Source organism: Pseudomonas sp. TH49 (assembly GCF_016650625.1).
Classification (GTDB): domain Bacteria; phylum Pseudomonadota; class Gammaproteobacteria; order Pseudomonadales; family Pseudomonadaceae; genus Aquipseudomonas; species Aquipseudomonas fluorescens_H.
Window position 1 is genome coordinate 829,333 of the sequence record NZ_JAEKFL010000002.1, and the last position, 21,817, is coordinate 851,149.

Genomic DNA, 21,817 nt, shown 5'->3' on the forward strand with positions numbered 1-21,817 from the left:
ATGCGTAAACACATTTTGAACGCGATCCAGGCGCACGCGGCAGCCGAGTACCCGAAAGAGTGCTGTGGCCTGCTGCTGGCTGTGGGCCGCAAACAGCAGTACTACCCGTGCCGCAACATCTCGACCGAGCCGAACGAGGAGTTTCGAATCGACCCGGAGGAGTACGCCCAAGCCGAAGATATCGGCGAAGTAATCGGCGTAGTTCATTCGCATCCGGACGCCACCAGCCGGCCTTCGCCGCGCGATCTCGCTATGTGCGAAGCGACTGCATTGCCCTGGCACATCCTGAGCTGGCCCGAAGGCGATCTTCGGACGGTCATGCCGGCCGGTGAGGTGCCGCTGCTCAAACGGCCTTTCGTCCACGGCGCATGGGACTGCTGGCAGGCCTGCGCGGACTGGTACAAGCGCGAATGGGGGCTGGAATTCGAAGCATTCAAGCGCGCCGACGGCTGGTGGGAAAGTAAGGACAACACAAGCCTGTACGAGGCGAACTACGAGGCCGCCGGCTTCTACCGAGTCGACCAGCCACAACGCGGCGACATGATCGTGATGGAAGTGGGGCGCACGGTTTACCCGAACCATGCCGGGATTTTTCTCGGCGCCGATCCGGCGCTGCCAGGTGAGGACGCGGCGACGTTCGGACCCGGGCCGTTTCTGCTGCACCACCTGTACGGCAGGCCATCGGAAGTGATTGTGTTCGGCGGTCCCTGGCTTGACCGCACACGCCTGATTCTCAGGCACAAAGATGCACAACCAGCAAATGATGCGGCGTGTCCGCAGGAGGCTTTATGAGTCAGCTGTTTGACGTAACTGAAGAAGGGAAAGTGCGCATTGTCGGAGCTAAGATTCGCGACAATGCGCTGCCTGAAAAATGCGAGTCAAGGCTTGCTTATCACTGGCAGGTCTCGATGACTAGGGATTCGCAGGGCCAACTCATCGCTTCAGGATTCAAGCTTTCCCAGTAATACCTGCGATTAGGTTATCGACGTAGCTATCATGCAGCCCCTTGTCGATATTGGTGTAGTTGTGGGATTTCAATTCGGCCAATTCGGCAGCAATCACGCTTGCGATTTCAGGATTTCCCTCAGAAACTCTTCTCCCCAATGTGGAGATGGCGTTTGTGTTGAAGACGATCAAGGTTCTCACGACCGTCTCGAGGTCGCTCAGGCGTTGATCAGCGGTTCTGGTATCGCTCATTCTCACTTTCCTTGCGTTATCCGCGCCGAAATTGGCGCAATCCCAGTCCTTGGGCTTGCAGGCAAGGGACTGGGTATTTAAAGGCAATCAGCACTGTTTGATTTGCCTCCAAGTGGTCTTCGTTTTCTTCACGATCCTGATTTGTTCTTGCCGAACTTCACGATCTTTTGCTCGCCTCGGCGAGCGATATCTGGAGGGGATGGTTCTCGTGAAACCATGTCCAAGGCGACTGGCTTCTTGAAGGAGCGTCTCAACAAACGTTTTCTGGGATAACCACCACACTTCTAGCGCGAGCGGCGGAGCCATGTAAACAAGTTGGTAAATGACTCGACTTGTTGAAGAAGTTGTCTGAAGCGCTATTAGCATGACTCCCATCGATACGATTGCTGACAACATAAACGCTCCGAAAAGCGCGCCTTCTTTCTGAAGCTGTCGCTGTACAGCGAAGGCATCGACACGAATCGCTTTCGCCTTTTTCAGCTCTTTGCTGCGAGACTTTCGAAGGGCTTTCCCTACGAAGCGCTGTGCGGGAACGAAAGCTTTTTTGAAGCCCCAAAAAGCCAGAGCGACAAGAACAGGGAGATACAGATCTTTGTAGCTAGGTAAATCAGTAGCGAGATCCATACCGGATCCTTCAAAAGAAATAAGGCATAACGCTACTACTTCTGGATCCAATTTTGCCACTGGCATTCCATCCACGCTGGATGCCCGGACAGTGGCAATGGCCAAGGCAAGCTTTACCGGTATGATGGAAGACTATCTTCAGTAATCGGAAAGCAGTCGATGCGTCAGTTTCTTGTGTTTGCTTTGGTGTGCGTCTTATCTGCCTGCACCAAAGTCGGGCGGCCTATATCCCATGCGGAGACTGATCAAGTAACAAAGGGGGTTACCACTCGCGAAGAGCTCCTGAATCGCTTGGGGCCACCATATCTACATAGCGAGGACGGGAACGGAAACGGCATGGTTACTTGGGTCTATATTCGCTCGAGCTTTTTAGGGTTCGGCTATAAAAGCCAAGCCTTTACCGCGCGGTTTGATTCTTCAGGCAAAGTCATCGACTCATTGCTGACAGAAAAGTCGGAGCCTACCGCACGCAGGTGAGGCGCATCGCCGATCCCTGTCTAACGCAGGGCTTTTTGCATCGGTTCATTGGGTCCTTTACATTGCCCCCTTTCCCACAGGAGTGACCTGCATGAAATTGATCGTAGGAGCGCTGTCCAGCATGTCGAGTCCGTTTCAGATACTCATGAGTGCATGATGTACAGCGCCATGATGACAGCCCCGATGGAACCCAGGGCTCATGAGAGGCTGAGATTGGCTTGCGAGAACTCTAGGGCAGTGGTCGACTAAAAATAGCTTGGAGGTGTATTTGAAGCGCTTAGCAGAGCTCTCCTACTAGACATGACAAAGCCAGGAAAATTGCCCCCTTCGTTCCTGTAACATTTCATTCCTCACTACCACGAGTTCTGAAAATGGATTCTCACTCGATTCTCACTTTTACAATGGTCGCCGCGATTGCCATCGCCAGCCCAGGGCCTGCTATCTTGATGGCGATCAACAATAGCCTGGCCCATGGGCAGCGCAGCGCCATGTGGTCATCCCTCGGCAACGCCAGTGGCTTGTTCTGCCTATCGTCCGCTGCCATGCTAGGGCTTGGTGCGCTGCTTGCCAGTTCCGAATGGCTGTTCAACGCGGTGAAGTTACTCGGTGCCGGTTATTTGTTCTATCTGGGCTTCAGACAATTGTTCAGAAAAAGCCCGATGCTTCCCGACGGAGTTCAAGATGACTTGAATAAAGGCCGGCCGACTCGTTCCAAGCTTTTCAAATCAGCCTTCCTGACGGCGGTAACCAACCCCAAGGCGACGATGTTCTTCACCGCTCTGTTTCCGCAGTTCATCGATCAGAGCGCGGCATTGCTGCCGCAGTTTCTGATCCTTACCTCGATCTTCATGGCATTGTCGGTGTCGTCTCTGAGCATCTATGCCGCGCTCGCCTCCCGAGCCAAGGGACTACTAATCCGGCCTGCGCTGTCCCGTTGGGTCAATCGGGTGGTAGGGGCGACATTTATCGGTTTCGGTGCGGCGATCCTGACCATACGGCGGCAAACTGCATAGGGGGGGCGACACCGGATGTACGGTATTTACTGAGGGCTCTCAGTACTTTGTTGATATCCAAGCCAAGGGCTCGGGCGCTCCAAGCGCATTGTGTGCGGAGGTGCATGTTCTTGGTCATGGGCTTCACGGGTGAAAAGGCGGCAATCTGGAAAGAGGCGTTCATTGACGCGTTCAACTGGATGACTGAGGAGTTGCAGAGCAGAAGCCTTTCCTATGAGCAGCTCCGTAATCACCTGATGCTTGAGTATCAACAGGAGCGCGGCATTGCCAGCTTCGCCGGAAAGACCCTACGCCGCTGGCAAATCAAGAAGCCCGGCCTTGAAGGAAAGATTCTCGCGATCCAGCACGATGGCCAGCACACGCTTCAATTGAACTGACCTCTCACGAACCCGAAGAACCCCGCCTATGCGGGGCTTTCGTGTTGCCCCCCCCCGTTGGTGATAAAGTTTCGCCAAATCTCAACGAGGGAACGATATGAAACTGTTCATAGGGGCTGTGGCGGTAGCGCTGTTGGCGGGGTGCTCGTCGCCCGGAGATGTGAAGAAGAACGATCCGACGATCAGCGCATCCACCAATAAATCAGCCAAGAAGTACGCTCTGTGCGTATTCCCGAAGTGGCAGGAGCAGCGATCGACTTCGACCATGTCTGAGACAGAGAACGGCTATCGGCTGGTCGTTGCTACTGACATGATGACTGATGAGGTGCTTGAAGTTTCCAGCGCTGGAACGGGCAGTAAAGTCGCACTGTACCAGCGGTTGCCGTGGTCAAAAATGTGGGGCCGCGCGGCACTTGAGGCAGCAGTTCGCGAGTGTCTGTAAACCGAGCAATTTATCAAAACCGCCAATTGGCGGTTTTTTTTCGTCAGGAGATAACACATGGCGGCCGCAGCAATTTCTAAACCATCAATGACCACTATTCTCCTATCTGGCCCGCTGGCAAGGCTATTCGGACGCGTGCATTATCGAGAGCTTGACAGTAAATCGGTTGGCGAAGCGTTCCAGGCATTGAAATGCACAATCGACGGGTTTGAAGGGGCGATCAAGGATCTGGATCGGCGCGGTATGCGATTCGCGATTTTCCGAAATCGGAAAAATGTGGGCGAAAAAGATTTTGCACTCGGGGGTGCTCAGGAAATTCGAATTGTTCCAGTGATTTCAGGAAGCAAGCGCGCTGGCGTACTTCAAACAATCATCGGCGTCGTGCTGATTGCCGCTTCATTTTTTGCCGGTGGCGCTGGTCCATCTCTGTTCTCGGCTGGTCTGGCAATGACCGCCGGCGGCGTGATCCAAATGCTCAGCCCCCAGGCGTCGGGCCTGAAACAGAGCGCATCCCCTGAAAACGCCCCGTCCTACGCCTTCGGCAGCGCGAAGAACACCACGGCCAGCGGCAACCCGGTCCCGATCTGCATCGGTGAGCGCCGGTGGGGTGGGATGATCATCTCGGCCTCGATCCTGGCGGAGGACAAAGTATGACCAACAATTCGACCTACCAGATCACCGTTCGCGACCTGTATCGGATCGAGAATGGGGCTGTTTGCGGCGACGAAGCGATCGTCGCCATTACATCTCAGGGACAGGAGATCGACCGCCTTCGGTTCGCTGGGAAATGCTCTTCGGCAGACGGCTTCTCGCGCAACTACTGGGGCAAGCCCGGGCTAACCGCCTCGCTGATTTCTGGTAACTGCAAGATCGAATTCAGCGTGCAGCAGCCTGGCGCTATGGCTGAATTCCGCCCATGAAGTTGTCGGTGCCAAGTTCGTGAGAGCCGTACTCCACCTGATATCCAGTTCCGCGATTCGCGGCTTCAGACTCAGCAGCGTCCTTCGATGCGTAAATGTCGATGAACTTCCAAGGCGCTGATTGAATAACGCCCCAGCCAAGCACCCAGCCAGAGTTGTCGGGATCTTTCGGCAAATTCTTCGCAAGACTTCTGATTGACATGACCGCTCCTTGGTTGTGAGAGGTCAGGAAATTACTACTCCACAGCGCGTGGTCGCTACTGGCATTTCATCCACGCTGTATGGACACCCACACCGCCCATGAGGCGGTTTTTTTATGCCTGGAGGAAAGCATGGGCGCAGCGCAACAGATCGAGATCCACGGCGAGAAGGGCGGCAGCAGCAAGCCGAAGTCGCCGGTCGAAGCCAGCGACAGCCTGCGCTCGACCAACCTGGCGAAGCTGCTGATCGCCGTGGGCGAGGGCGAGTTCGACAGCGTCCCGACCGATTACGACATCTACCTGGACAACACGCCGATCCGCGATGCCAGCGGCAACTACAACTTCCCGAACGTGAAGTGGGACTGGCGCCCGGGCTCGGTGGATCAGACCTACATCCCTGGCATTCCGTCCGTGGAGAACGAGACTTCGCTGAACATCGAGTTGCGCAGTGATGCGCCGTGGGTGCGCTCGATTAGCAACACCCAGTTGTCGGCGGTGCGCATGCGCCTGGCGTGGCCGGCGCTGCAACGGTCCGATGATGAAGGAAATGTCGGCGGCTACCGTATCGAGTACGCGATCGACGTCGCCACGGATGGCGGCGCCTATCAGCAGGTGCTGGTGGACGCCGTCGACGGCAAGACCACTACGCGTTACGAGCGTTCGCGCCGTATCGATCTGCCGACCGCCACCACGGGCTGGCAGATCCGCGTGCGCCGCCTGACGCCGAATCAGAACAGCAACAAGGTCGCCGACACCATGCTGGTGGCCGGCTACACGGAAGTGATCGACGCCAAACTGCGCTACCCAAACACCGCGCTGCTCTACATCGAATTCGACGCCGAGCAGTTCACCAACATTCCGGCCGTGACGGTGAAGTGCAAAGCCCGGCGCTGGATGGTGCCGAGCAACTACGAGCCGATCTCCCGGACCTACACCGGGGCGTGGGACGGCTCGATGAAATCGGCCTGGACCAACAACCCGGCGTGGATCACCTACGGCATCTGCACTGAAGACCGCTTCGGCCTGGGCAAGCGCATCAAGCCGTTCATGGTCGACAAGTGGGAGCTGTACCGGATTGCCCAGTACTGCGACCAATTGGTGCCGAACGGGCTGGGCGGTCAGGAACCGCGCTTTCTCTGCGACATGAACCTACAAGGCAAGGCTGATGCCTGGTCGCTGCTGCGCGATATCTCGGCGATTTACCGGGGCATGACCTACTGGGCGCAGGGCCAGCTGGTGATGCAGGCCGACATGCCGCGCGCGCAGGACTTCGACTACGTCTTCACCCGGGCCAACGTGATCGACGGCAAATTTTCTTACGGCAGCGCCTCGGCAAAGACCCGGTACACCCGGGCACTGGTCAGCTACGACAACCCGGCGAACAACTACGACACCGACGTCATTCCGTTCGCTGACCTGGACCTGCAGCGCCGCTACGGCGACCGGCCGACCGAGCTGAGCGCCATTGGCTGCACCCGCGCCTCCGAGGCCCAGCGCCGTGGCAAGTGGGCGATCTTGAGCAACAACCAAGACCGCACCGTCTCGTTCAAGACCGGCATGGAGGGCGTTATTCCGCTGCCGGGCCACATCATTCCGGTGGCTGACTCGCTTCTGGCCGGGCGGGAGGTCGGTGGGCGGATCTCGTCAGCGGCTGGCCGCGTGGTGACGCTTGATCGCGATACCCAGGCCAAGGCCGGCGACCGGTTGATCATCAACCTGCCGGGCGGCCGCGCCGAGGGACGCACCGTGCAGAGCGTCAATGGCCGTGCCGTTACCGTGACTGTCGCTTACAGCGAGCCACCGGTCGCGCAGCTGCAATGGGCGCTCGACGCCGATGATTTGGCGATCCCGCTATACCGCGTGCTGCGCACCAAGCGCACGACCGAAGGCGACTTCGAGATCAGCGCGCTGCAGTTCGAGCCGAGCAAATTCGCTCACATCGATACCGGTGCGCGCCTGGAAGAGCGGCCGATCAGCGTGATCCCGATCACCGTCGTACCGGCGCCGGCGAGCGTGAGCCTCACATCGACGTCGTCGGTGGTGCAGGGGCTGGCGGTGGCCACGATGACTATCAGTTGGCCCGCCGTGGATGGCGCAGTCGGCTATGACGTGGAATGGCGCAAGGACAGCGGCAACTGGATCAAGGTCCAGCGTACCGGCATGACCAACGTGGACGTGGTCGGCATTTACGCTGGCGCCTACGTGGCCCGGGTGCGCGCGGTGAGTGCGTTCGATATCTCGTCGCAATGGCGCAATTCGATCCTGACCAACTTGAAGGGTAAGCAGGGGCTGCCGCCAGCATTGTCGTACTTGACGGCCACGCCGCTGCTGTTCGGCATCTACCTGAAGTGGGGATTCCCTGCTGGCGCCGAGGACAGCCAGCGGACGGAGATCTGGTATGGACCTACGACGCAGCTTGATGCGGCCACGAAGCTGACAGACCTGGCCTATCCGCAAAGTGACTTCTCAATGCTCGGCCTGCGCGCCGGTGTGACCTTTTATTTCTGGGGTCGCATCGTCGACAAGATCGGCAACATAGGGCCTTGGTATCCGATCGGTATGGGTGTGCAGGGGCAGTCGAGCGCGAACGCTGGCGACATTCTTGAGATGATCGCTGGAGAGATTGGCCGCACGGAACTTGGCCAGGACATCCTCGACGAGATCGACAAGATTCCGGGGCTTCAAGAGCAGATCGACAATATCGCCGATGCGCTCGAGTACGACCCTGCGTCAACCTATCTGAAAGGCGACACCGTTCGAGTGGGACGGCGCTTGTACCAGGCTGCGCAGGCAGTTCCAGTCAACACGTCACCGCCGAACCCGACGTACTGGGATGACATCGGGCAGGTCTTGGAGGAGGCCAATGCGCTGGCGGCACAGGTCTCGAAAAACACGCTGGATATCGAGCATCAGGGAGACCAGCTGATCGCGCAAGCGTCAAAGCTCGATGGCGTCTACGTGCAGGTAAATCCCGCACTGGCGGGGGACACTGGTGGGTTTGCTGGCTCTGACCAAGTTTATGTCGGGGTGTGGTCGGAGCAGTCGGCTCGCATTGAGGACGGTGTGGCCACTGCCAAGCGGATCGATACCGTACAGGCGGACGTGAACAAGAACAGCGCCACAGTGCAGACGGTCAGCCAGGCTGTGGCCACGCTTGACGGAAAGGCCTCAACGATGTGGTCGGTGAAGATGCAGGTCACCGCCGGCGGGCAATACGTCGCCGCCGGCATCGGTCTTGGGATTGAAAACACCGGCGCCGGCCTGCAGAGCCAGTTTCTGGTCAGCGCTGATCGCTTCGCCATCGTCAACTCGATTGCAGGCGGAGCTACGTCGGTGCCGTTCGCGGTGCAGGGTGGTCAGGTGTTTCTCAATTCGGCTTTCATCCTGGACGGCACCATCACCAACGCAAAAATCGGCAGTTACATCAGCTCAACCAACTACATCCCCGGCCAGCAAGGCTGGATTCTCAACAAAGACGGAACGCTGGAGATCAACGGCATCGTGCCAGGGCAGGGGCGGCTGGTGATCAACTCGCTGAACGTCTCGGTCTACGACGCCAACAATGTGTTGCGTGTGCGTCTCGGTTATTTGGGGTGATTAATGGCACATGGAATGCGGATATGGGGCGCCGACGGCGTGCTCCAGGTCGACGAGAACTCTTTCACCATCCGCGTAGTGCTTTCGACGCTGGTGACTTTCAGTAACGCGGCAAAGACCAACCAGGACTTTTCGGTACCCGGCGTTGGACCCGCTAACGGTTGCGCGATTGTCGTGCCGATAGGAGCGTACACCGATCAACAACAGCAGTTTGAAACCGAACTCGTCGACAACGTGGCGAGGGTCTACAACCACACGCGTGGGTACGCCAGTACGATCGCTTCAGGAACAATGAGACTGATTGTGATGAGGTTTAACTGATGGCGGGATACGGCCTTCAATTCACAAACAACAGCAACGTGGTCACTATTGATTCGGAATTTTCCCGGTTGATGGTCATCGCGAGTGGTAGATACGCGCCCACTGAAGAGGCAGGAATGGGCTCAACGACCTACTTCGAAAGACCGGTGACGTCACAGGAGCCGCCGCTGGTTTTTGTCCGCCCGGACACCAGCACTCTGATTGCGGGTCTGAGCAATATGCGGTTGATAGGATCCGCCGGAAACTGGACTGGGTTCTACGTTCGGACATATAGCAGCGCCACTGCTCAGCCGAACGGACGCTATTTTGTGGGAGCGTTCGCAGCACAAGCTGTCGCGAAGTACGGCATGCGGCTTTGGGACGGCGCGGGAAAAATGCTTTTCGATTCCGGAACGCCGAACGCCACATTCACGCGAGCTTTCCAGAATTGGACGTATGTGAAGTCGGATCAGACTGATCAGGGCCTGTACCGAAACTATTATTCGGTGCCGTTCAGCTTTCCCCAAAACGAATTCATGCTCATCAATAACTTCGGAATGACAATGGTTTCGGGGGGCGCGATCCCAAGGCAGCTTTATTGCACTTGGGATTTCTCAACCGGCACGCTCTACGCCTTAACCGTTGCCGCCAACAACCCGTTCGCGTTTTTCCTCCCGGCTGTGTTTGCCAAGATGAGCGCGTGAGCACGCGCAATTACTCACTCAAAATCAGGATTTTTTAATGGCCAAGCAGACGATCAATCTCGGCACTGCTCCTACCGGCGTGGGCGGAGATACGCCCCGTAGTGCGTTTACAAAAACCCAGAGCAACTTCGACGAGCTATACGCCGCCGACGCCGTCAACTACAAGCGCTCGAACATCTTGGGTACCGTTTCTCAGTCGAGTGGAGTGCCCACTGGAGCGATAATCGAGAACCTGGTCAACGCCAACGGTCGGGCTATCAAGTTCGCTGACGGCACGATGGTATGCATTTCTCCCCAATTGCTGTGTCCTGGACCGACGGCGGCGTTCGGCGCTTTGTTCATCTCGCCCGCGCCGATCGCATGGGCATACCCGGCCGCGTTCGTTGGATCGGTACCAGCTCTGACAGCGAGCACGGCGAATACTGTCCAACTGATCGTTTGCACACTGACGGCAAACTTCACGAATGGCACCTTTGCTTTCTATCACCCGTTCAGCACGGCGGGTTCACTGACGATTTACGCGATGGCCGTAGGGAGGTGGTTTTGATGAAAATCCTTTTAAGCCCACAGCGCCGTGATGACACGCTTACCTTGGGGCGCGCTGGAGCTGTGCTGACAATCAATGGCGAGGACTTCGACTTTTCGTCGATGAATGACGGAGACACGCTTCCGAAAGACGCTATCGATTGCGAATGGTTTGCCGGTGACGTGGAGAAAGTCGACGGCGACCTGGTGATCACACTGTTTTTGCCCAATCCGGTGAAATACAGCCAGGAGCAGGCGTTCCCGGTGCCCCTCGTCAATATCCCTGATGGACCGGTTCTGCTACCGCAGCCATTGCCTGAACCTTTGGTGCCGGTCACCTTCGATCAAGTGAGCGAGGAGCCGCAAGCATGAATATCGACTGGTCTCGCCTGATTACAAAGGCCATGAAAGAACAAGTCGCAGCTGATCAAGCCCTGTCTATCGTGGTGGCAGAAATCGACCGCCGCCGCGTCATTGCTGACAAAGCAATCGCCCCGCTGCAGGACGCAGTAGACATCGACGATGCCACCGACGCCGACGTCGTACTGCTGAAAGCGTGGAAGAAATACCGCGTTGCGCTGAATCGTCTCCCTGACGACCCCGGCTACCCGAGCAACATCAGCTGGCCTGTCACCCCGCACTGATTGTCGTGACATCCGCAGCCCGCCATCGAGCGGGTATTTTTTTGCCTGGAGAAAAGTGATGCCTGTAACCGAAAAAGACCGCGACATACTCGCTCGCACACTGTGGGGCGAAGCCCGCGGCGAAGGCACGGCTGGCCAAGTGGCCGTGGCGTGGACGATCCGCAACCGAGTGTTCGACGGCAAGCCCAATTCGTGGTGGGGCGAGGGCTACGCCGGCGTGTGCCAGAAGCCGTATCAGTTCAGCTGCTGGAACAAGACCGATCCGAACTATCAGTTCCTGATCGGCGTGAAGGAAATCCCGTTCCGCGAGCTGGCGCAATGCCGAATCGCTGCTGACCAGGTGATCGACGGCAAGGTGCAGGATCCAACTGGCGGCGCCACGCACTACTACGCCACCAGCATCAAGGCGCCGGCCTGGGCGGCGAAGGCAAAGCAGACGCTCAAGTTGGGCGGCCACGTCTTCTTCAAGGATGTGCCGTGATGGTCGTTCCGTGGAAAGCGGTGGGCGCGATGGCACTGATGCTGATCGGCGCCGGCAGTGCCTGGCAGTTTCAGAACTGGCGCTACGGCAGCGAACTGGCCGAGCAAGCGCGGCAGCACGCCGAAACTCTCAATCAACTGACTCAGGCTGCGGCAACCTCGCAGCAGGCCGAGCAGGACAAGCGTCTGGCGTTCGAGCAGCGGCTGGCGGCCAGTGAGCAAACCCACTTCAGGAAAATGACGGATGCCCAACGTGACCAAGATCGCCTGCGCGATCGCCTTGCCACTTCTGATCTGCGGCTGTCAGTCCTCCTTGACGCAACCGACGCTGCCAAAGGCTGCGGGGTGCCAGCCACCGCCGGCCCCGGCGGCGTGGATCATGCAGCCGTACGAGCCCGACTTGACCCAGCGCATGCTCAACGAATTATCGCCATCACCGACGAAGGCGACCGGGGGCTGATCGCGCTGCAGGCGTGCCAGGCTTATATCCGAACGTTGACTCCAATGCATCTCGAATAGAGGTCGCTCAGTCCATTGGTGTTGGGTCAGGTGATTTTTGAAATACGCTCTTGCCCTGCAGGGCCAAGATCTGCGCGTTCAGTTCGCTGATGTGCCTGTTCTTCGCCATCAGCTCCCAGTTGCTGAGAATTTCGATGTTGCTGGCGCGACTGTTCGCTTCCGCGGCTTCAGCCTTGGCTTCGATCAACTCGACCCTGAGAGAACTCCTCTCGAGCGTGAGCGCATCATTGTCACGCACCAAACCCTGAACATTTTCCAGCGCGCGCTCGAGCTTGAGGGTAAGCGCTTCGAATTCGTTCTCATACATCCGGAGCTGATGCCGGCAGGTTTCGAGCGGCGTCGGGCATCCGAGCCAATCGTCGGTGTCTTCTATATAGAGGGAGTCCACGGGCATGCCTTGCTGATTACTGGTTGCATATACAGTAATTGAGGCGAGGTAGGTGGGCGAGGGTGAGGCGACGAGTTGCGCGCCAGTCGTCTATTTGAACTAAAAGCTGACTGGAAAGTCAGGTTGACTATAGGTCTCAACTCATCGAGGGCAATTCATGCGCAACTACACGATCCAATACCTGTTCAACGGCGAGTCCCGTACACAAGAGATTGAGCTGAACCAGTCTGAGCTTGCCGTTCACGATGCTGCTATGCATCTCCTAGAGCTACATTTTGGAGATGGCGAGAACAGCTTGATCATGCCGACAGCCGATTCGACTGCTGTAGAAATTCTAGAGCAGGCCAGCCTGGTTGGAATTACTGAAATCGAAGTGCGTGTTGCTGGAGAGGTTTAACCATGCGGGTCGCGGCCGTTTGATTTGGATTACTCGGGCGGCGGCTTTCGGCCAAAAGCAGTCATTCAATGCTCTACAGTTAGGCCTTTGGAAAGCCTTTTTTCCGTCTGGACGCCGTCAATGGCTTGCTAGGGGTAGTCTCATTACAAACTCGCTTCCCTTCCCTTCTCCCTCACTAGTACCAGTCACCGTACCACCATGGGCCTCGATCAACTCACGCACGACCGTCAGACCAATGCCCAGGCCCGCCCCGTTGAAACCCACCGCGTGAACGTCCTGTACAAAGGGCTCAAAAATAAACGGTAGTGCGTTGGGAGTTATACCAATACCGTTATCGCGAATAAGTATTTCCAAATATTCGGCTTGAGTTGTTGCTGTCAGAATGACCGTACCATCCGCAGGCGTATACTTCGCTGCGTTGCCCAGTAGATTGCCAAGGATTTGAGTAAGGCGCGCTGGATCGCCCTTAACCATCAAAGTGCAATCCGGCAGTTGCGAACTGAAATGGAGGTTATTAGCGAGCATGATCGGGGTGCAGATGTCTATTGCCTCATGGATGATTTGAGCCATATCGACAATGTGGCAATCAAGACGAAATTTGCCGGTGCTGGCGCGTGCAATGTCGAGTAAGTCTTCGACCAGTCGGGACATCTGCTTCACCTGGCCCTCAATCAACATCTGCATGCGGGGTAATTCTTCGCGAGGGACACGTACCAGCCTGCCAGCAATCAAGCTAATGGGCGTCAGAGGATTTCGCAGTTCGTGGGCCACCTGGTTTAGGAAATTGCGTTGCTGCTCCAGCGCATGTTCCGCTGCAACCTGCAGGTCTTGTGCGCTAAGCGCGGCTATCACCAATTGCTCATTTGCCTCGCGCATCTCGAGGTACATTTGCTGTTCTGTCTGGGAGCTTGTCGGATTTTCCGCATCCGATTGCGCGGATAGAATTGACAGCACCAACTGCTGGTTGGCCTCAATCAATTGCTCGACATGGAGACTATCGACGAGTTGAGTATTGGCTTGATTGAGTTCCTTATGAACCGCTGCTAGCACCGCACGCGCCGCGACCGTTTTCTGGCCGAGAAGGAACAGTTCGCGTGCTGCAGTAGCTATAGCTTGGTCATTCTTGCCGTCGGCCTCGCTCATTATATTTCGCTCATCCTTCGAATGTGACCGTACGCTGTTGGGTAGGTCGTCCCCCTAACAGTCCTTCCTTATCTGGCAACATTTCGCCGATTTGCAATCCATCATCGTCTATCTGGTACAACCGCAGCTCATCGGAATGAGCGCTGGCCCGCACCTTGACCACAGCCATGATCCGTAACAAGCGACTCTGTACTTCAATGTAGCGCTGGACGATGATTGCATCGGTAAGAAATGCCGTGCCGTAAGGACTGAAGCGCAGGTCGGTGTATCGGTCTTCCAGCTCGGAAGTCATCAATACGCTGACCCCTGCACTAGTGAGAGCCGTCACCATGCTCGACAGCGACTCACGGAAGTCTTCACGAAATGTCGGGGCCAGCGCCAACTCGAAACCTGACAGGGAGTCGATCACGACGCGCGTGGCGCTTACTCGGCTTATCTCGCTCAACAGCAACTGGACGATTTCGTCGATGGACAAGTCCGGTGCGCGACTATCAACCAGACCGACTTTTCCATCCTCAATCAACCTCGCGAGAGTGGCGTTCTGGGCGTGATTGGGACGTTGTTCAAATACCGCAATCACGCCGGTCTCGCCATTGCGCACCCCCTCGGCGAGGAACGTCGCAGCGAGAATACTTTTGCCCGAACCTGACGGACCTGCCACCAGTAAAGAGTATCCACGGGGCAAGCCACCACCAAGCATTTCGTCGAGTTGTGGCACACCCATTTTCAGGCGCTGCATCGGTAACGTCGGAAGAGGCTTAACGTGGCTAAGCGGTGCCGGCGCGAAAACCTTTATGCCTGACGTGGAGATACGGAAGGTGTGCAGCCCCGGCAGCGTGGGCTGGCCGCGCATCTTCATGATTTCCATCTTGCGCACCATGGAATTGCGCTGCACGCTCTGGCGTAGCCAGATCAGGCCGTCGGCTACGGTGAATATTGGGTTGGTGTCAGTTTCGCTAAAGTATTCGCCAATCAGGAAGGTTGTTGCTTGCCAAGTGGTCATCAACATGCCCAGTTGCTGAACGAACTGCGGCAAGTTGTTATTGGGGTTGTCCTGAGTCTGACTCGCTAGCACCACTGAACGAAACGAGTCGACGAACACCAGCGCCGGAGAGTATGCCTCTACCTCCGCGACGATTCGACGTAACACTTCATCCAAATCCCCCGCCAGGGTGTCACTGGCCAGGTTGATGTAACGGATCGATTGATTGATTGCTTCGTCGTCGAAAAAGTCGAATTGCTGTTGGTAACGCAGCATCTTCAACGGAGGCTCGCCGAGCACGGTAAAGAACAATGCCGGACGCTCGGGTGTCGCCAGGGCGAACATCATTTGATGCGCCAGGGTGGTTTTGCCACAGCCCGGCGGGCCGGCGATAAGGTTGAACGAAAACTCCGGCAACCCCCCGCCCAGCACCTCGTCTAATCCTGGCACCCCGGTGGCCAAGCGGTTGATAGTCACTTTGGTGTTCATGGCGAATTTTCCTGCGCAGATGTGTCGCTCAAAGAAGGATTCCACACGTCACGAAGCAAGCGTGCGGTGAGCGAGGGCCCGATCAGCGTAGTGAGCAGTTCGTAGAAGGTGGTCAGCATCACCTCACCAAACAACAAGGCGTCTGCTTCGCTTTCTGTAACGAGTTCAGAATTAAGAGCGTTGAGGTCCGGCGCGGTTTGCACACGATCAGATATGCGGGCCAGGTGCGGCTGGCGGGAGGCGCAGAGATGAAGGCTGCGTCGATAAAGCGCTGCGACCCCCTGCTGACCAATGATGGGGGTAAGTGCTGCGTGCATAGTCCCCAAAATCGAGACAGTCGCTTGCGCGATGCTTGCAGTATCAGCATTGGGGCCAACCCGGTGCGCCAGAGCAGCTACGATCTGGCGGCTCTCTTCGTTTTGCGCGGACATGGCTAGCTGATTTCTGATGGGTAATCTTTGATAGTACACCCTATAACGAATCACAGAGTCCTAATTGGCCAGAGAACCTTCTTCACTGTCTGTACTAATGATCTATCTGCCAAATGGGATGGCCCCCGATATCTCAGAATTACGAGCACTGATCGCTTTCGCGGCATAACCGCCTAGGGTGCCGCTAATACGCCAGCTGAATCGCTCCGGATTTCCTGGACACCGTTGAGCATCTGCTGTGGTCGAAAGCGGCTTTTCATGAATGGCGGCTATTGGCCGAAAGCGGTCACTCGGGCGCCATCAAAACGGCCAAGGTCATCTTGATGAACTCCTCGTTCTTGTCGATCGTCCAGAGTGCTCCGCGCACGTTCTCGGCGACATCTGCCGATCCGCGCTGCTCGACCCAGTTGGACAGCTCCATGATGGCGGCTTCGAGGGCGAGCTGGTTTTCGTTGATCTTGAAGAGCAGGGAAGGGAGCAGATCAGAGTTTTGCATTTGGCGTCCTCAGTGGAAGACCCCAGATTAGCAGGGATGGTATTTTAGTTCGGCAGAACGCCGGAGGCTTGGGCCAATTTTTGGGCCAATAGTGCGAAATGATGGGGGTTGGTGCGGGCGCAACCCCCTGTAAATGCTGGCTTTAACCCTCAGAAAACCCCGATCAATACTGCATCGTGATGTTAGCTGTAGAAATCAAAGGTTTTTCCTGCGAAGCATTCTGAGTAGCGAGGGTGCGGCTGGAGCGCTTGGCCCGAGTCAAAGTGCGCTGAGGCGGGACATTCCCGTCATCAACCAAGGGGGCGCGTAAAGTTTGGCGGCGATTGTACTGGTCTGGCTCTTTAAACGATAGGGCGATGACGCCGCGTCTGTCGTTTGGCAGATTCAGCGGACAGTTTTTCACAGATCAGGTTCACCATTGGTTACAAAGTATGGCTAAAATGCCAGCCAGTTACCCAATAGCCGCTAACGGCAAGGGCTCAAGGAAGTGCCACCGGGATAGTATTTGTATTCATGCCACTGCATCAGACCCTGGGCCACCGGCCGGCAGGCGCGCAGTTTGTTCACTTTTGACGTGTGACGATTTCCGTGAAACTCATCATTGCTGCTATTTATGTCATTTCGATTGCATACGTTCACCTTCGTGGGCGCGTGCGTCACAAACTGGGCCGTCAGTTGAGCGATCACTCGACGTTCCTGGCGCCGATCAACTGCTTCCTGTACCTGTTTTCGAAGAAGCCGAACAAGCCGTATCTCGATCCTTCCGAATTTCCTGATCTGAGCCCTTTGCAGGCGCACTGGGAAGAAATTCGCCAGGAAGGGCAGAATCTGCTACGCGCCGGTGAGATCAAACGCTCGAATCAATACGATGACGTCGGTTTCAACTCGTTCTTCAAAAGTGGCTGGAAGCGTTTCTACCTCAAGTGGTATGGCGAGAGCCATCCGTCGGCCATGAAGTTGTGCCCGCGCACCACCGAGCTGGTGCAGAGCATCGGTTCGATCAAGGCAGCGATGTTCGCCGAGCTGCCGCCGGGTTCGAAACTGGTCCGTCACCGTGATCCTTACGCCGGTTCGTATCGCTACCATCTGGGTCTCGACACGCCGAACGACGCGGGTTGCTACATCAATGTCGACGGTGAGAGCTATCACTGGCGCGACGGTGAGGCGGTGATGTTCGATGAGACCTACATTCACTACGCCGAAAACACCACCGACAAAAACCGCATTATTCTGTTCTGCGACATCGAGCGGCCGATGAAGTATCGCTGGGCAGCGGCGTTCAATGCCTGGTTCAGCCGCACCGTGATGTCGGCGGCAGGTGCGCCAAACGATGCGGGCGATCGTGTCGGTGGGATCAACCGACTGTTTACCAAAATCTACAAAGTCCGACTGCGTGGCAAAGAGCTGAAAAAGCGCAATCGCACGCGTTACTACATGGAAAAGTGGGCGATCTTCGGCGGTTTGCTGGCGGTGTTCATTCTGATCTGACAGCATCGCCAGCCTGCTGGCGATGAGTCTCTCAAAACCAACCTGTCAGCTTCCTGACAGGAGCCGGATCTGATTACGCCCCCGAGGCCTTATTGGTCTTTCTCGCGGGGGCTGCCTTGCTGGCAGGCTTCGCTTTTGCCTTCGGTTTGGCCGTGGCCTTGCCGCCCAGACTGCGTTTAAGCAGCTCGGTCAGGTCGATCACATCCGCAGACTTGCGCTCTTCCTCGCCACCCACCGTCTCGACATCCTCGATCTTGCCTTCATGGGCCTTTTTCTCGACCAGCGCCATGATCTTGTCTTCAAACTCGTCCTTGTAATCCTCCGGACTCCAGTCGCCGCTCATGTCCTGCACCAGACGTTTGGCCATGTCCAGCTCACCCTTGGCCAACTGTGGCTTGGTCACTTCGCTGCCCAGCTCCAATTCGTCGAGGCCGCGCACTTCCTGCGGCCAGCGCAGCTTGACCAGCACCAGCGCCGATTCCAGCGGCATCAGTGCCGCCAGATATTGCCGAGTGTGCAGGACGACGCGGGCGAGGGCGACCTTGTTGGTTTTGCTCAATGTTTCACGCAGCAGCGCATAGACCTTGCCGCCGCGCTTGTCCGGCGCCAGGTAATAAGGCGTGTCGATGTTCTGTAGTGGAATCTGCTCGGCATCGACGAATGAAAAGATATCGATGGTCTGGGTCGACACGGGGTGCGCCGAACGAATTTCTTCCTCGCTGAGCACCACGTAGCGGCCCTTTTCATAAGCCACACCTTTAACGATGTTCTCTTTGGTGACTTCCTTGCCCGTGACTTTGTTAACCCGTTTATAACCGACCGGGTCCATGCTGCGGCTATCGAGCCAGTCGAAGTCGACGCCTTGCGAGGACGTTGCCGACACCAGCGCGACAGGGATGTGTACCAGTCCGAAGCTGATCGCGCCTTTCCAGATTGCCCGAGCCATGGTGAGTTCTCCGAGTGATGATCAGGTGACCCGTGTCCCGGCTCGAAAGTTTCCAGCGTTTGCATGGGCTCGCAGCAATGCCGGTCAAGTCGTGTTACATCTTGTTTAAGGGCGATGGGTTAACAAATCCGAACCCAGGGCGTAGCGTGGACTCGAAGGCTCTATCCCCTGCGCATCGAGAGGCCGCGCCATGAACCGAATTCCGTTAGGCATCATCGTTCTGTTCCTTGGGGCGGGGCTGGCGCATGCCGAAGTCGGGCCACCGTCCGCGCCGCTGCTGCTGGCACAGAGTCCCACCGGTACCGACAACAACCCTTACAACAGCCCGATCCGCCGCGCCAATCCCAACAGCATGCAGGGCACACAGCCCAGTGCGCCGATTATTCGCGGGCCGAACACGGTGCCGGTACCCAGTTCGCCAACCGTCGGTAATGGCGGCATCGGCAATGGTCAGCAACAACGTTCGGTGCCGAGTACACCACCAAAATTCATTCCCAACCCACCTTCACGCGATGGAGACAGCAACCGTTGAACGGCAGGACTGAGCGCCTGTCAGCCTTTCAAACGAACAAAAGGAATCGTGCATGTTGCGTAAAACCTTTCTAGCCACGCTGTGTGCCGGCGCGTTGATCAGCGCTCCCGCTTTCGCCGCTGCCCCCAAAGAGCTCAAAAGCGAGCAGGGCACCCTTGAAGTCACCACGATTACCCAAGGACTCGAGCACCCTTGGGCGCTGGCGTTTCTGCCGGATCGGCAGGGCATGCTGGTGACCGAGCGTCCAGGCAACCTGCGGGTGATCAGTGCCGATGGCAAGCGCTCTGAACCGATCAGCGGCGTACCGAAAGTCTGGGCCAAGGGCCAGGGTGGATTGCTCGATGTGGTGCTGTCGCCGGACTTCAAACAGGATCGGCTGGTCTACCTGTCCTATGCCGAGGGCGGTGGTGCCGGGGACAAGGCCGGGACGGCGGTGGGGCGTGGTCGTCTGTCGGACGACTTGCGCAGTCTGAATGATTTCAAAGTGATCTTCCGTCAGGAACCGAAGCTTTCGACTGGCAACCACTTCGGTTCACGGCTGGTGTTCGACCGTGACGGCTACCTGTTTGTCACGCTTGGCGAAAACAACGAGCGGCCCACCGCGCAGGATCTCGACAAGCTGCAAGGCAAGGTCGTGCGGATCTTCCCCGATGGCAAGGTGCCGGATGACAACCCTTTCGTGGGCCAGTCCGGCGTGCGGCCGGAAATCTGGTCTTATGGCCATCGTAATCCGCAGGGCGCTGCGCTCAATCCGTGGAACGGCACAATCTGGGAGAACGAACACGGTCCCCGGGGTGGCGATGAGGTGAACATCATCGAACGCGGGAAAAACTACGGCTGGCCGTTGGCGACCCACGGCATCAACTATTCGCTGCAACCGATCCCGGAAGCCAAGGGCAAAAGTGTCGAAGGCGCCGTCGATCCGCACCATGTATGGGAGAAGTCTCCCGGCGTAACGGGAATGGCGTTCTATGACGCTGATCGTTTCAAGCCGTGGCAGCAGAACCTGTTCATCGGCGCGCTGGTCAGTCAGGAGCTGATCCGGCTGCAGTTCGATGGCGACAAGGTCGTGCATGAGGAGTGTTTGCTGGGCGATTTGAAACAGAGAATTCGTGATGTGCGGCAGGGGCCGGATGGGTATTTGTATGTGCTGACGGATGAGCAGGACGGTTCGCTCTACAAGATCGGCCTGAAGTAACCTCACTTCAAATTTTCACAGATCTCCTGTGGCGAGGGAGCTTGCTCCCGCTGGGTTGCGCAGCAGCCTCAAAATCCTGTGAGCGCTACGCATTCATGCGGGAGCAAGCGCCCTCGCCACCAAAAAGTCTCTAGAGCCTAACGATAGTTGGCGTAGGGCGGTCATACAAAACCACTGCCGCCCGCAATTTCCCCCGCCCAAACCGGCTCATCTTCTCAAACTCCCCATGGCTGACCGGCACATGTTGGCAGTCCATCGGCTGGCGATGCTGGCTGTGATCGACGTCGGGATCGTGCAGGTACACAAAGTCTTCATCGCAATCGGTGACCACCACCCAGTGCGGTGATTTGGAGCGGGTCAGGCGATAGCTGCTGATCAGCACCAGAGGCTGACCGCCAGCCTCCAGCAGGCGCGGTAAATCCAGATGGATGCCAATCTTCCGCTCGATGTCGGTCTCTTGCATTTGAGCGGTGAACTCCTCATGCACCAGGCGCATGACATCTTTTTTATGCTCATCGCGCACACCGTCGAGAAACAATGGCCCGGCCATACTCAGCTGCAAACGCACCCGAAAACCCCGCCGCCAGGCCGCCAGTGCCAAACCCTGGGGGCTGCAGCCACCATGGCCGGAGGTCATGAACACCGTGGTCGCTTCACGCCAGATCTGCAATTCCTCACGCCGCTCCAGCAGGCGCGCAGGTTGCAGCGCGCCCATGGCCATCAGCAGACAGGCCGGGCCACAGGTGAATTCGGTGGTTTGCGGGTAGTAGGGCACCTTGATACTGCGCGAGTCACGGTGCTGAACAATGCGCTTTTCCAGACGCAGTGCATCGGCATGGTCTTCGTAGTAATCGTGAATCAGCGCGAAACGCCGATAGCCGTTGCGCTCGTAAAGCGCGATGGCGGTGGGGTTATCGATACGTACTTCAAGGCGCAGGTATGCGCAGTCATGCTCAACGGCACAGGCCTCGATACGTTGCAGCAATTGTTTGCCCAGACCGGTGCCACGGGCTTCGCCGGCAATGGCGATGGAATACAGGCGCGCCAGTGATGTGCCGCGATGAAACAGCACCAGTGCATAGCCGAGCAATCGCCCGTCAAGCTCGGCGACCAGCAGTTGCGCATGGGCGCGGGTGATCATCCATTGAAAGCTGCGGCTGGTGAGCCGGTCGGTGGTGAAACATTGCATTTCCAGGGTCAGCAACGCTGGCAGATCTTCAACTACCGCCAAACGAAAAACAGCACTCATATGACCACCGTAAAAGTTGCGTAACGAAACGGGACTTTCGAAAAACTTCGTGCTTAATA

The 21,817-nt window shown here is 57.1% G+C and carries 29 protein-coding genes; 19 read left to right on the top strand and 10 right to left on the bottom strand.

The window, feature by feature from the left end:
- On the top strand, positions 1–792 hold the full coding sequence (locus JFU48_RS21235; protein WP_201137557.1) for a C40 family peptidase: 792 nt from the start codon (positions 1–3) through the stop codon (positions 790–792).
- Entirely contained in the window at positions 789–965 is a 177-nt protein-coding gene (locus JFU48_RS21240; RefSeq protein ID WP_201137558.1) for a hypothetical protein, read from the top strand. The genes JFU48_RS21235 and JFU48_RS21240 overlap by 4 nt, the downstream gene beginning before the upstream one ends.
- Here the strand turns inward: JFU48_RS21240 and JFU48_RS21245 are convergent.
- Entirely contained in the window at positions 949–1,197 is a 249-nt protein-coding gene (locus JFU48_RS21245; RefSeq protein ID WP_201137559.1) for a hypothetical protein, read from the bottom strand. The genes JFU48_RS21240 and JFU48_RS21245 overlap by 17 nt on opposite strands.
- Before the next feature lie 87 nt (positions 1,198–1,284).
- On the bottom strand, positions 1,285–1,926 hold the full coding sequence (locus JFU48_RS21250) for a hypothetical protein (protein WP_201137560.1): 642 nt from the start codon (positions 1,924–1,926) through the stop codon (positions 1,285–1,287).
- A 743-nt stretch (positions 1,927–2,669) separates the two neighbouring features.
- On the opposite strand from JFU48_RS21250, the gene JFU48_RS21255 reads away from it, so the two are divergent.
- From JFU48_RS21255 to JFU48_RS21275, 5 genes are all read left to right on the top strand, one after another.
- Entirely contained in the window at positions 2,670–3,311 is a 642-nt protein-coding gene (locus JFU48_RS21255; RefSeq protein WP_201137561.1) for a LysE family translocator, read from the top strand.
- 104 nt (positions 3,312–3,415) lie between these two features.
- Positions 3,416–3,688 carry a Rha family transcriptional regulator gene (locus JFU48_RS21260; protein ID WP_201137562.1) on the top strand — a complete coding sequence of 91 codons (273 nt, stop codon included), beginning with the start codon at positions 3,416–3,418 and terminating at the stop codon, positions 3,686–3,688.
- A gap of 97 nt (positions 3,689–3,785) precedes the next feature.
- Positions 3,786–4,130, top strand: coding sequence for a hypothetical protein (locus JFU48_RS21265; RefSeq protein WP_201137563.1), 345 nt, complete (start codon positions 3,786–3,788; stop codon positions 4,128–4,130).
- A 57-nt stretch (positions 4,131–4,187) separates the two neighbouring features.
- On the top strand, positions 4,188–4,784 hold the full coding sequence (locus JFU48_RS21270; protein ID WP_025110072.1) for a tail assembly protein: 597 nt from the start codon (positions 4,188–4,190) through the stop codon (positions 4,782–4,784).
- On the top strand, positions 4,781–5,050 hold the full coding sequence (locus tag JFU48_RS21275) for a hypothetical protein (protein ID WP_201137564.1): 270 nt from the start codon (positions 4,781–4,783) through the stop codon (positions 5,048–5,050). Before JFU48_RS21270 ends, JFU48_RS21275 begins: the two co-directional genes overlap by 4 nt.
- Here JFU48_RS21275 and JFU48_RS21280 read toward each other — a convergent pair.
- Entirely contained in the window at positions 5,028–5,252 is a 225-nt protein-coding gene (locus tag JFU48_RS21280; RefSeq protein ID WP_003225208.1) for a hypothetical protein, read from the bottom strand. The two genes, JFU48_RS21275 and JFU48_RS21280, sit on opposite strands and share 23 nt — an antisense overlap.
- A gap of 130 nt (positions 5,253–5,382) precedes the next feature.
- Between JFU48_RS21280 and JFU48_RS21285 the strand changes: the two genes are divergently transcribed.
- From JFU48_RS21285 to JFU48_RS21315, 8 genes are read left to right on the top strand one after another with little or no spacing between them, the layout of a single operon-like run.
- Positions 5,383–8,847 carry a host specificity protein J gene (locus JFU48_RS21285; protein ID WP_201137565.1) on the top strand — a complete coding sequence of 1,155 codons (3,465 nt, stop codon included), beginning with the start codon at positions 5,383–5,385 and terminating at the stop codon, positions 8,845–8,847.
- A gap of 15 nt (positions 8,848–8,862) precedes the next feature.
- Positions 8,863–9,168 (top strand): hypothetical protein, encoded by a 306-nt coding sequence (locus JFU48_RS30030; RefSeq protein WP_242486735.1) that lies wholly within the window; start codon positions 8,863–8,865, stop codon positions 9,166–9,168.
- Entirely contained in the window at positions 9,165–9,851 is a 687-nt protein-coding gene (locus JFU48_RS21290) for a hypothetical protein (protein ID WP_201138506.1), read from the top strand. Before JFU48_RS30030 ends, JFU48_RS21290 begins: the two co-directional genes overlap by 4 nt.
- A gap of 37 nt (positions 9,852–9,888) precedes the next feature.
- Positions 9,889–10,398 (top strand): hypothetical protein, encoded by a 510-nt coding sequence (locus JFU48_RS30035; protein WP_242486693.1) that lies wholly within the window; start codon positions 9,889–9,891, stop codon positions 10,396–10,398.
- On the top strand, positions 10,398–10,748 hold the full coding sequence (locus JFU48_RS21300; protein WP_201137566.1) for a hypothetical protein: 351 nt from the start codon (positions 10,398–10,400) through the stop codon (positions 10,746–10,748). The genes JFU48_RS30035 and JFU48_RS21300 overlap by 1 nt, the downstream gene beginning before the upstream one ends.
- Positions 10,745–11,020, top strand: a complete 276-nt coding sequence (locus tag JFU48_RS30200; RefSeq protein WP_201137567.1) for a tail fiber assembly protein — start codon at positions 10,745–10,747, stop codon at positions 11,018–11,020. The genes JFU48_RS21300 and JFU48_RS30200 overlap by 4 nt, the downstream gene beginning before the upstream one ends.
- A gap of 58 nt (positions 11,021–11,078) precedes the next feature.
- Complete coding sequence (locus JFU48_RS21310) at positions 11,079–11,501, top strand: cell wall hydrolase (protein ID WP_201137568.1); 423 nt, start codon at positions 11,079–11,081, stop codon at positions 11,499–11,501.
- Positions 11,501–12,019, top strand: coding sequence for a lysis system i-spanin subunit Rz (locus tag JFU48_RS21315; RefSeq protein WP_201137569.1), 519 nt, complete (start codon positions 11,501–11,503; stop codon positions 12,017–12,019). The genes JFU48_RS21310 and JFU48_RS21315 overlap by 1 nt, the downstream gene beginning before the upstream one ends.
- A 7-nt stretch (positions 12,020–12,026) precedes the next feature.
- Here JFU48_RS21315 and JFU48_RS21320 read toward each other — a convergent pair whose 3' ends face one another.
- Positions 12,027–12,407, bottom strand: a complete 381-nt coding sequence (locus tag JFU48_RS21320) for a hypothetical protein (protein ID WP_446739779.1) — start codon at positions 12,405–12,407, stop codon at positions 12,027–12,029.
- 157 nt (positions 12,408–12,564) lie between these two features.
- On the opposite strand from JFU48_RS21320, the gene JFU48_RS21325 reads away from it, so the two are divergent.
- On the top strand, positions 12,565–12,804 hold the full coding sequence (locus JFU48_RS21325) for a hypothetical protein (protein ID WP_201137571.1): 240 nt from the start codon (positions 12,565–12,567) through the stop codon (positions 12,802–12,804).
- Between the two features lie 117 nt (positions 12,805–12,921).
- Here the strand turns inward: JFU48_RS21325 and JFU48_RS21330 are convergent, their stop codons facing one another.
- The 4 genes from JFU48_RS21330 to JFU48_RS21345 form a co-directional block, all read right to left on the bottom strand.
- The gene (locus JFU48_RS21330) at positions 12,922–13,947 is read right to left on the bottom strand and encodes a sensor histidine kinase (RefSeq protein ID WP_201137572.1); all 1,026 of its coding nucleotides are present in this window, start codon (positions 13,945–13,947) and stop codon (positions 12,922–12,924) included.
- 10 nt (positions 13,948–13,957) lie between these two features.
- Positions 13,958–15,418, bottom strand: a complete 1,461-nt coding sequence (locus tag JFU48_RS21335) for an ATPase domain-containing protein (protein WP_201137573.1) — start codon at positions 15,416–15,418, stop codon at positions 13,958–13,960.
- Positions 15,415–15,849, bottom strand: coding sequence for a hypothetical protein (locus tag JFU48_RS21340; protein WP_201137574.1), 435 nt, complete (start codon positions 15,847–15,849; stop codon positions 15,415–15,417). The genes JFU48_RS21335 and JFU48_RS21340 overlap by 4 nt, the downstream gene beginning before the upstream one ends.
- A 286-nt stretch (positions 15,850–16,135) precedes the next feature.
- Positions 16,136–16,345 (bottom strand): hypothetical protein, encoded by a 210-nt coding sequence (locus JFU48_RS21345; RefSeq protein WP_201137575.1) that lies wholly within the window; start codon positions 16,343–16,345, stop codon positions 16,136–16,138.
- 588 nt (positions 16,346–16,933) lie between these two features.
- Between JFU48_RS21345 and lpxO the strand changes: the two genes are divergently transcribed.
- Positions 16,934–17,833, top strand: coding sequence for a lipid A hydroxylase LpxO (gene lpxO / locus JFU48_RS21350; protein ID WP_045122779.1), 900 nt, complete (start codon positions 16,934–16,936; stop codon positions 17,831–17,833).
- 73 nt (positions 17,834–17,906) lie between these two features.
- On the opposite strand, the gene ku is transcribed toward lpxO, so the two are convergent.
- Entirely contained in the window at positions 17,907–18,779 is an 873-nt protein-coding gene (gene ku, locus JFU48_RS21355) for a non-homologous end joining protein Ku (protein WP_103483548.1), read from the bottom strand.
- Positions 18,780–18,969: 190 nt separating this feature from the next.
- On the opposite strand from ku, the gene JFU48_RS21360 reads away from it, so the two are divergent.
- Together JFU48_RS21360 and JFU48_RS21365 are read left to right on the top strand one after the other, a co-directional pair.
- Positions 18,970–19,311 (top strand): hypothetical protein, encoded by a 342-nt coding sequence (locus JFU48_RS21360; RefSeq protein WP_201137576.1) that lies wholly within the window; start codon positions 18,970–18,972, stop codon positions 19,309–19,311.
- A 52-nt stretch (positions 19,312–19,363) separates the two neighbouring features.
- Positions 19,364–20,509 (top strand): PQQ-dependent sugar dehydrogenase, encoded by a 1,146-nt coding sequence (locus tag JFU48_RS21365; protein WP_201137577.1) that lies wholly within the window; start codon positions 19,364–19,366, stop codon positions 20,507–20,509.
- 130 nt (positions 20,510–20,639) lie between these two features.
- Here the strand turns inward: JFU48_RS21365 and JFU48_RS21370 are convergent, their stop codons facing one another.
- Positions 20,640–21,758 (bottom strand): peptidase C39 family protein, encoded by a 1,119-nt coding sequence (locus JFU48_RS21370; RefSeq protein ID WP_201137578.1) that lies wholly within the window; start codon positions 21,756–21,758, stop codon positions 20,640–20,642.
- Positions 21,759–21,817 lie beyond the last annotated feature (59 nt).

Excerpts from the sequence above, each read along its gene's own strand:
- JFU48_RS30200 (WP_201137567.1), top strand. The coding sequence starts at position 10,745 with ATGAATATCGACTGGTCTCGCCTGATTACAAAGGCCATGAAAGAACAA.
- JFU48_RS21255 (WP_201137561.1), top strand. The coding sequence starts at position 2,670 with ATGGATTCTCACTCGATTCTCACTTTTACAATGGTCGCCGCGATTGCC.
- JFU48_RS21325 (WP_201137571.1), top strand. The coding sequence starts at position 12,565 with ATGCGCAACTACACGATCCAATACCTGTTCAACGGCGAGTCCCGTACA.
- JFU48_RS21235 (WP_201137557.1), top strand. The coding sequence starts at position 1 with ATGCGTAAACACATTTTGAACGCGATCCAGGCGCACGCGGCAGCCGAG.
- JFU48_RS21275 (WP_201137564.1), top strand. The coding sequence starts at position 4,781 with ATGACCAACAATTCGACCTACCAGATCACCGTTCGCGACCTGTATCGG.
- JFU48_RS21240 (WP_201137558.1), top strand. The coding sequence starts at position 789 with ATGAGTCAGCTGTTTGACGTAACTGAAGAAGGGAAAGTGCGCATTGTC.
- JFU48_RS21340 (WP_201137574.1), bottom strand. The coding sequence starts at position 15,849 with ATGTCCGCGCAAAACGAAGAGAGCCGCCAGATCGTAGCTGCTCTGGCG.
- JFU48_RS21260 (WP_201137562.1), top strand. The coding sequence starts at position 3,416 with ATGTTCTTGGTCATGGGCTTCACGGGTGAAAAGGCGGCAATCTGGAAA.
- JFU48_RS21300 (WP_201137566.1), top strand. The coding sequence starts at position 10,398 with ATGAAAATCCTTTTAAGCCCACAGCGCCGTGATGACACGCTTACCTTG.
- ku (WP_103483548.1), bottom strand. The coding sequence starts at position 18,779 with ATGGCTCGGGCAATCTGGAAAGGCGCGATCAGCTTCGGACTGGTACAC.
- JFU48_RS21370 (WP_201137578.1), bottom strand. The coding sequence starts at position 21,758 with ATGAGTGCTGTTTTTCGTTTGGCGGTAGTTGAAGATCTGCCAGCGTTG.
- JFU48_RS21265 (WP_201137563.1), top strand. The coding sequence starts at position 3,786 with ATGAAACTGTTCATAGGGGCTGTGGCGGTAGCGCTGTTGGCGGGGTGC.
- JFU48_RS21330 (WP_201137572.1), bottom strand. The coding sequence starts at position 13,947 with ATGAGCGAGGCCGACGGCAAGAATGACCAAGCTATAGCTACTGCAGCA.
- JFU48_RS30035 (WP_242486693.1), top strand. The coding sequence starts at position 9,889 with ATGGCCAAGCAGACGATCAATCTCGGCACTGCTCCTACCGGCGTGGGC.
- JFU48_RS21310 (WP_201137568.1), top strand. The coding sequence starts at position 11,079 with ATGCCTGTAACCGAAAAAGACCGCGACATACTCGCTCGCACACTGTGG.
- JFU48_RS21345 (WP_201137575.1), bottom strand. The coding sequence starts at position 16,345 with ATGCAAAACTCTGATCTGCTCCCTTCCCTGCTCTTCAAGATCAACGAA.
- JFU48_RS21335 (WP_201137573.1), bottom strand. The coding sequence starts at position 15,418 with ATGAACACCAAAGTGACTATCAACCGCTTGGCCACCGGGGTGCCAGGA.
- JFU48_RS21270 (WP_025110072.1), top strand. The coding sequence starts at position 4,188 with ATGGCGGCCGCAGCAATTTCTAAACCATCAATGACCACTATTCTCCTA.
- JFU48_RS21365 (WP_201137577.1), top strand. The coding sequence starts at position 19,364 with ATGTTGCGTAAAACCTTTCTAGCCACGCTGTGTGCCGGCGCGTTGATC.
- JFU48_RS21280 (WP_003225208.1), bottom strand. The coding sequence starts at position 5,252 with ATGTCAATCAGAAGTCTTGCGAAGAATTTGCCGAAAGATCCCGACAAC.
- JFU48_RS21245 (WP_201137559.1), bottom strand. The coding sequence starts at position 1,197 with ATGAGCGATACCAGAACCGCTGATCAACGCCTGAGCGACCTCGAGACG.
- JFU48_RS21360 (WP_201137576.1), top strand. The coding sequence starts at position 18,970 with ATGAACCGAATTCCGTTAGGCATCATCGTTCTGTTCCTTGGGGCGGGG.
- JFU48_RS21285 (WP_201137565.1), top strand. The coding sequence starts at position 5,383 with ATGGGCGCAGCGCAACAGATCGAGATCCACGGCGAGAAGGGCGGCAGC.
- JFU48_RS30030 (WP_242486735.1), top strand. The coding sequence starts at position 8,863 with ATGCGGATATGGGGCGCCGACGGCGTGCTCCAGGTCGACGAGAACTCT.
- JFU48_RS21315 (WP_201137569.1), top strand. The coding sequence starts at position 11,501 with ATGGTCGTTCCGTGGAAAGCGGTGGGCGCGATGGCACTGATGCTGATC.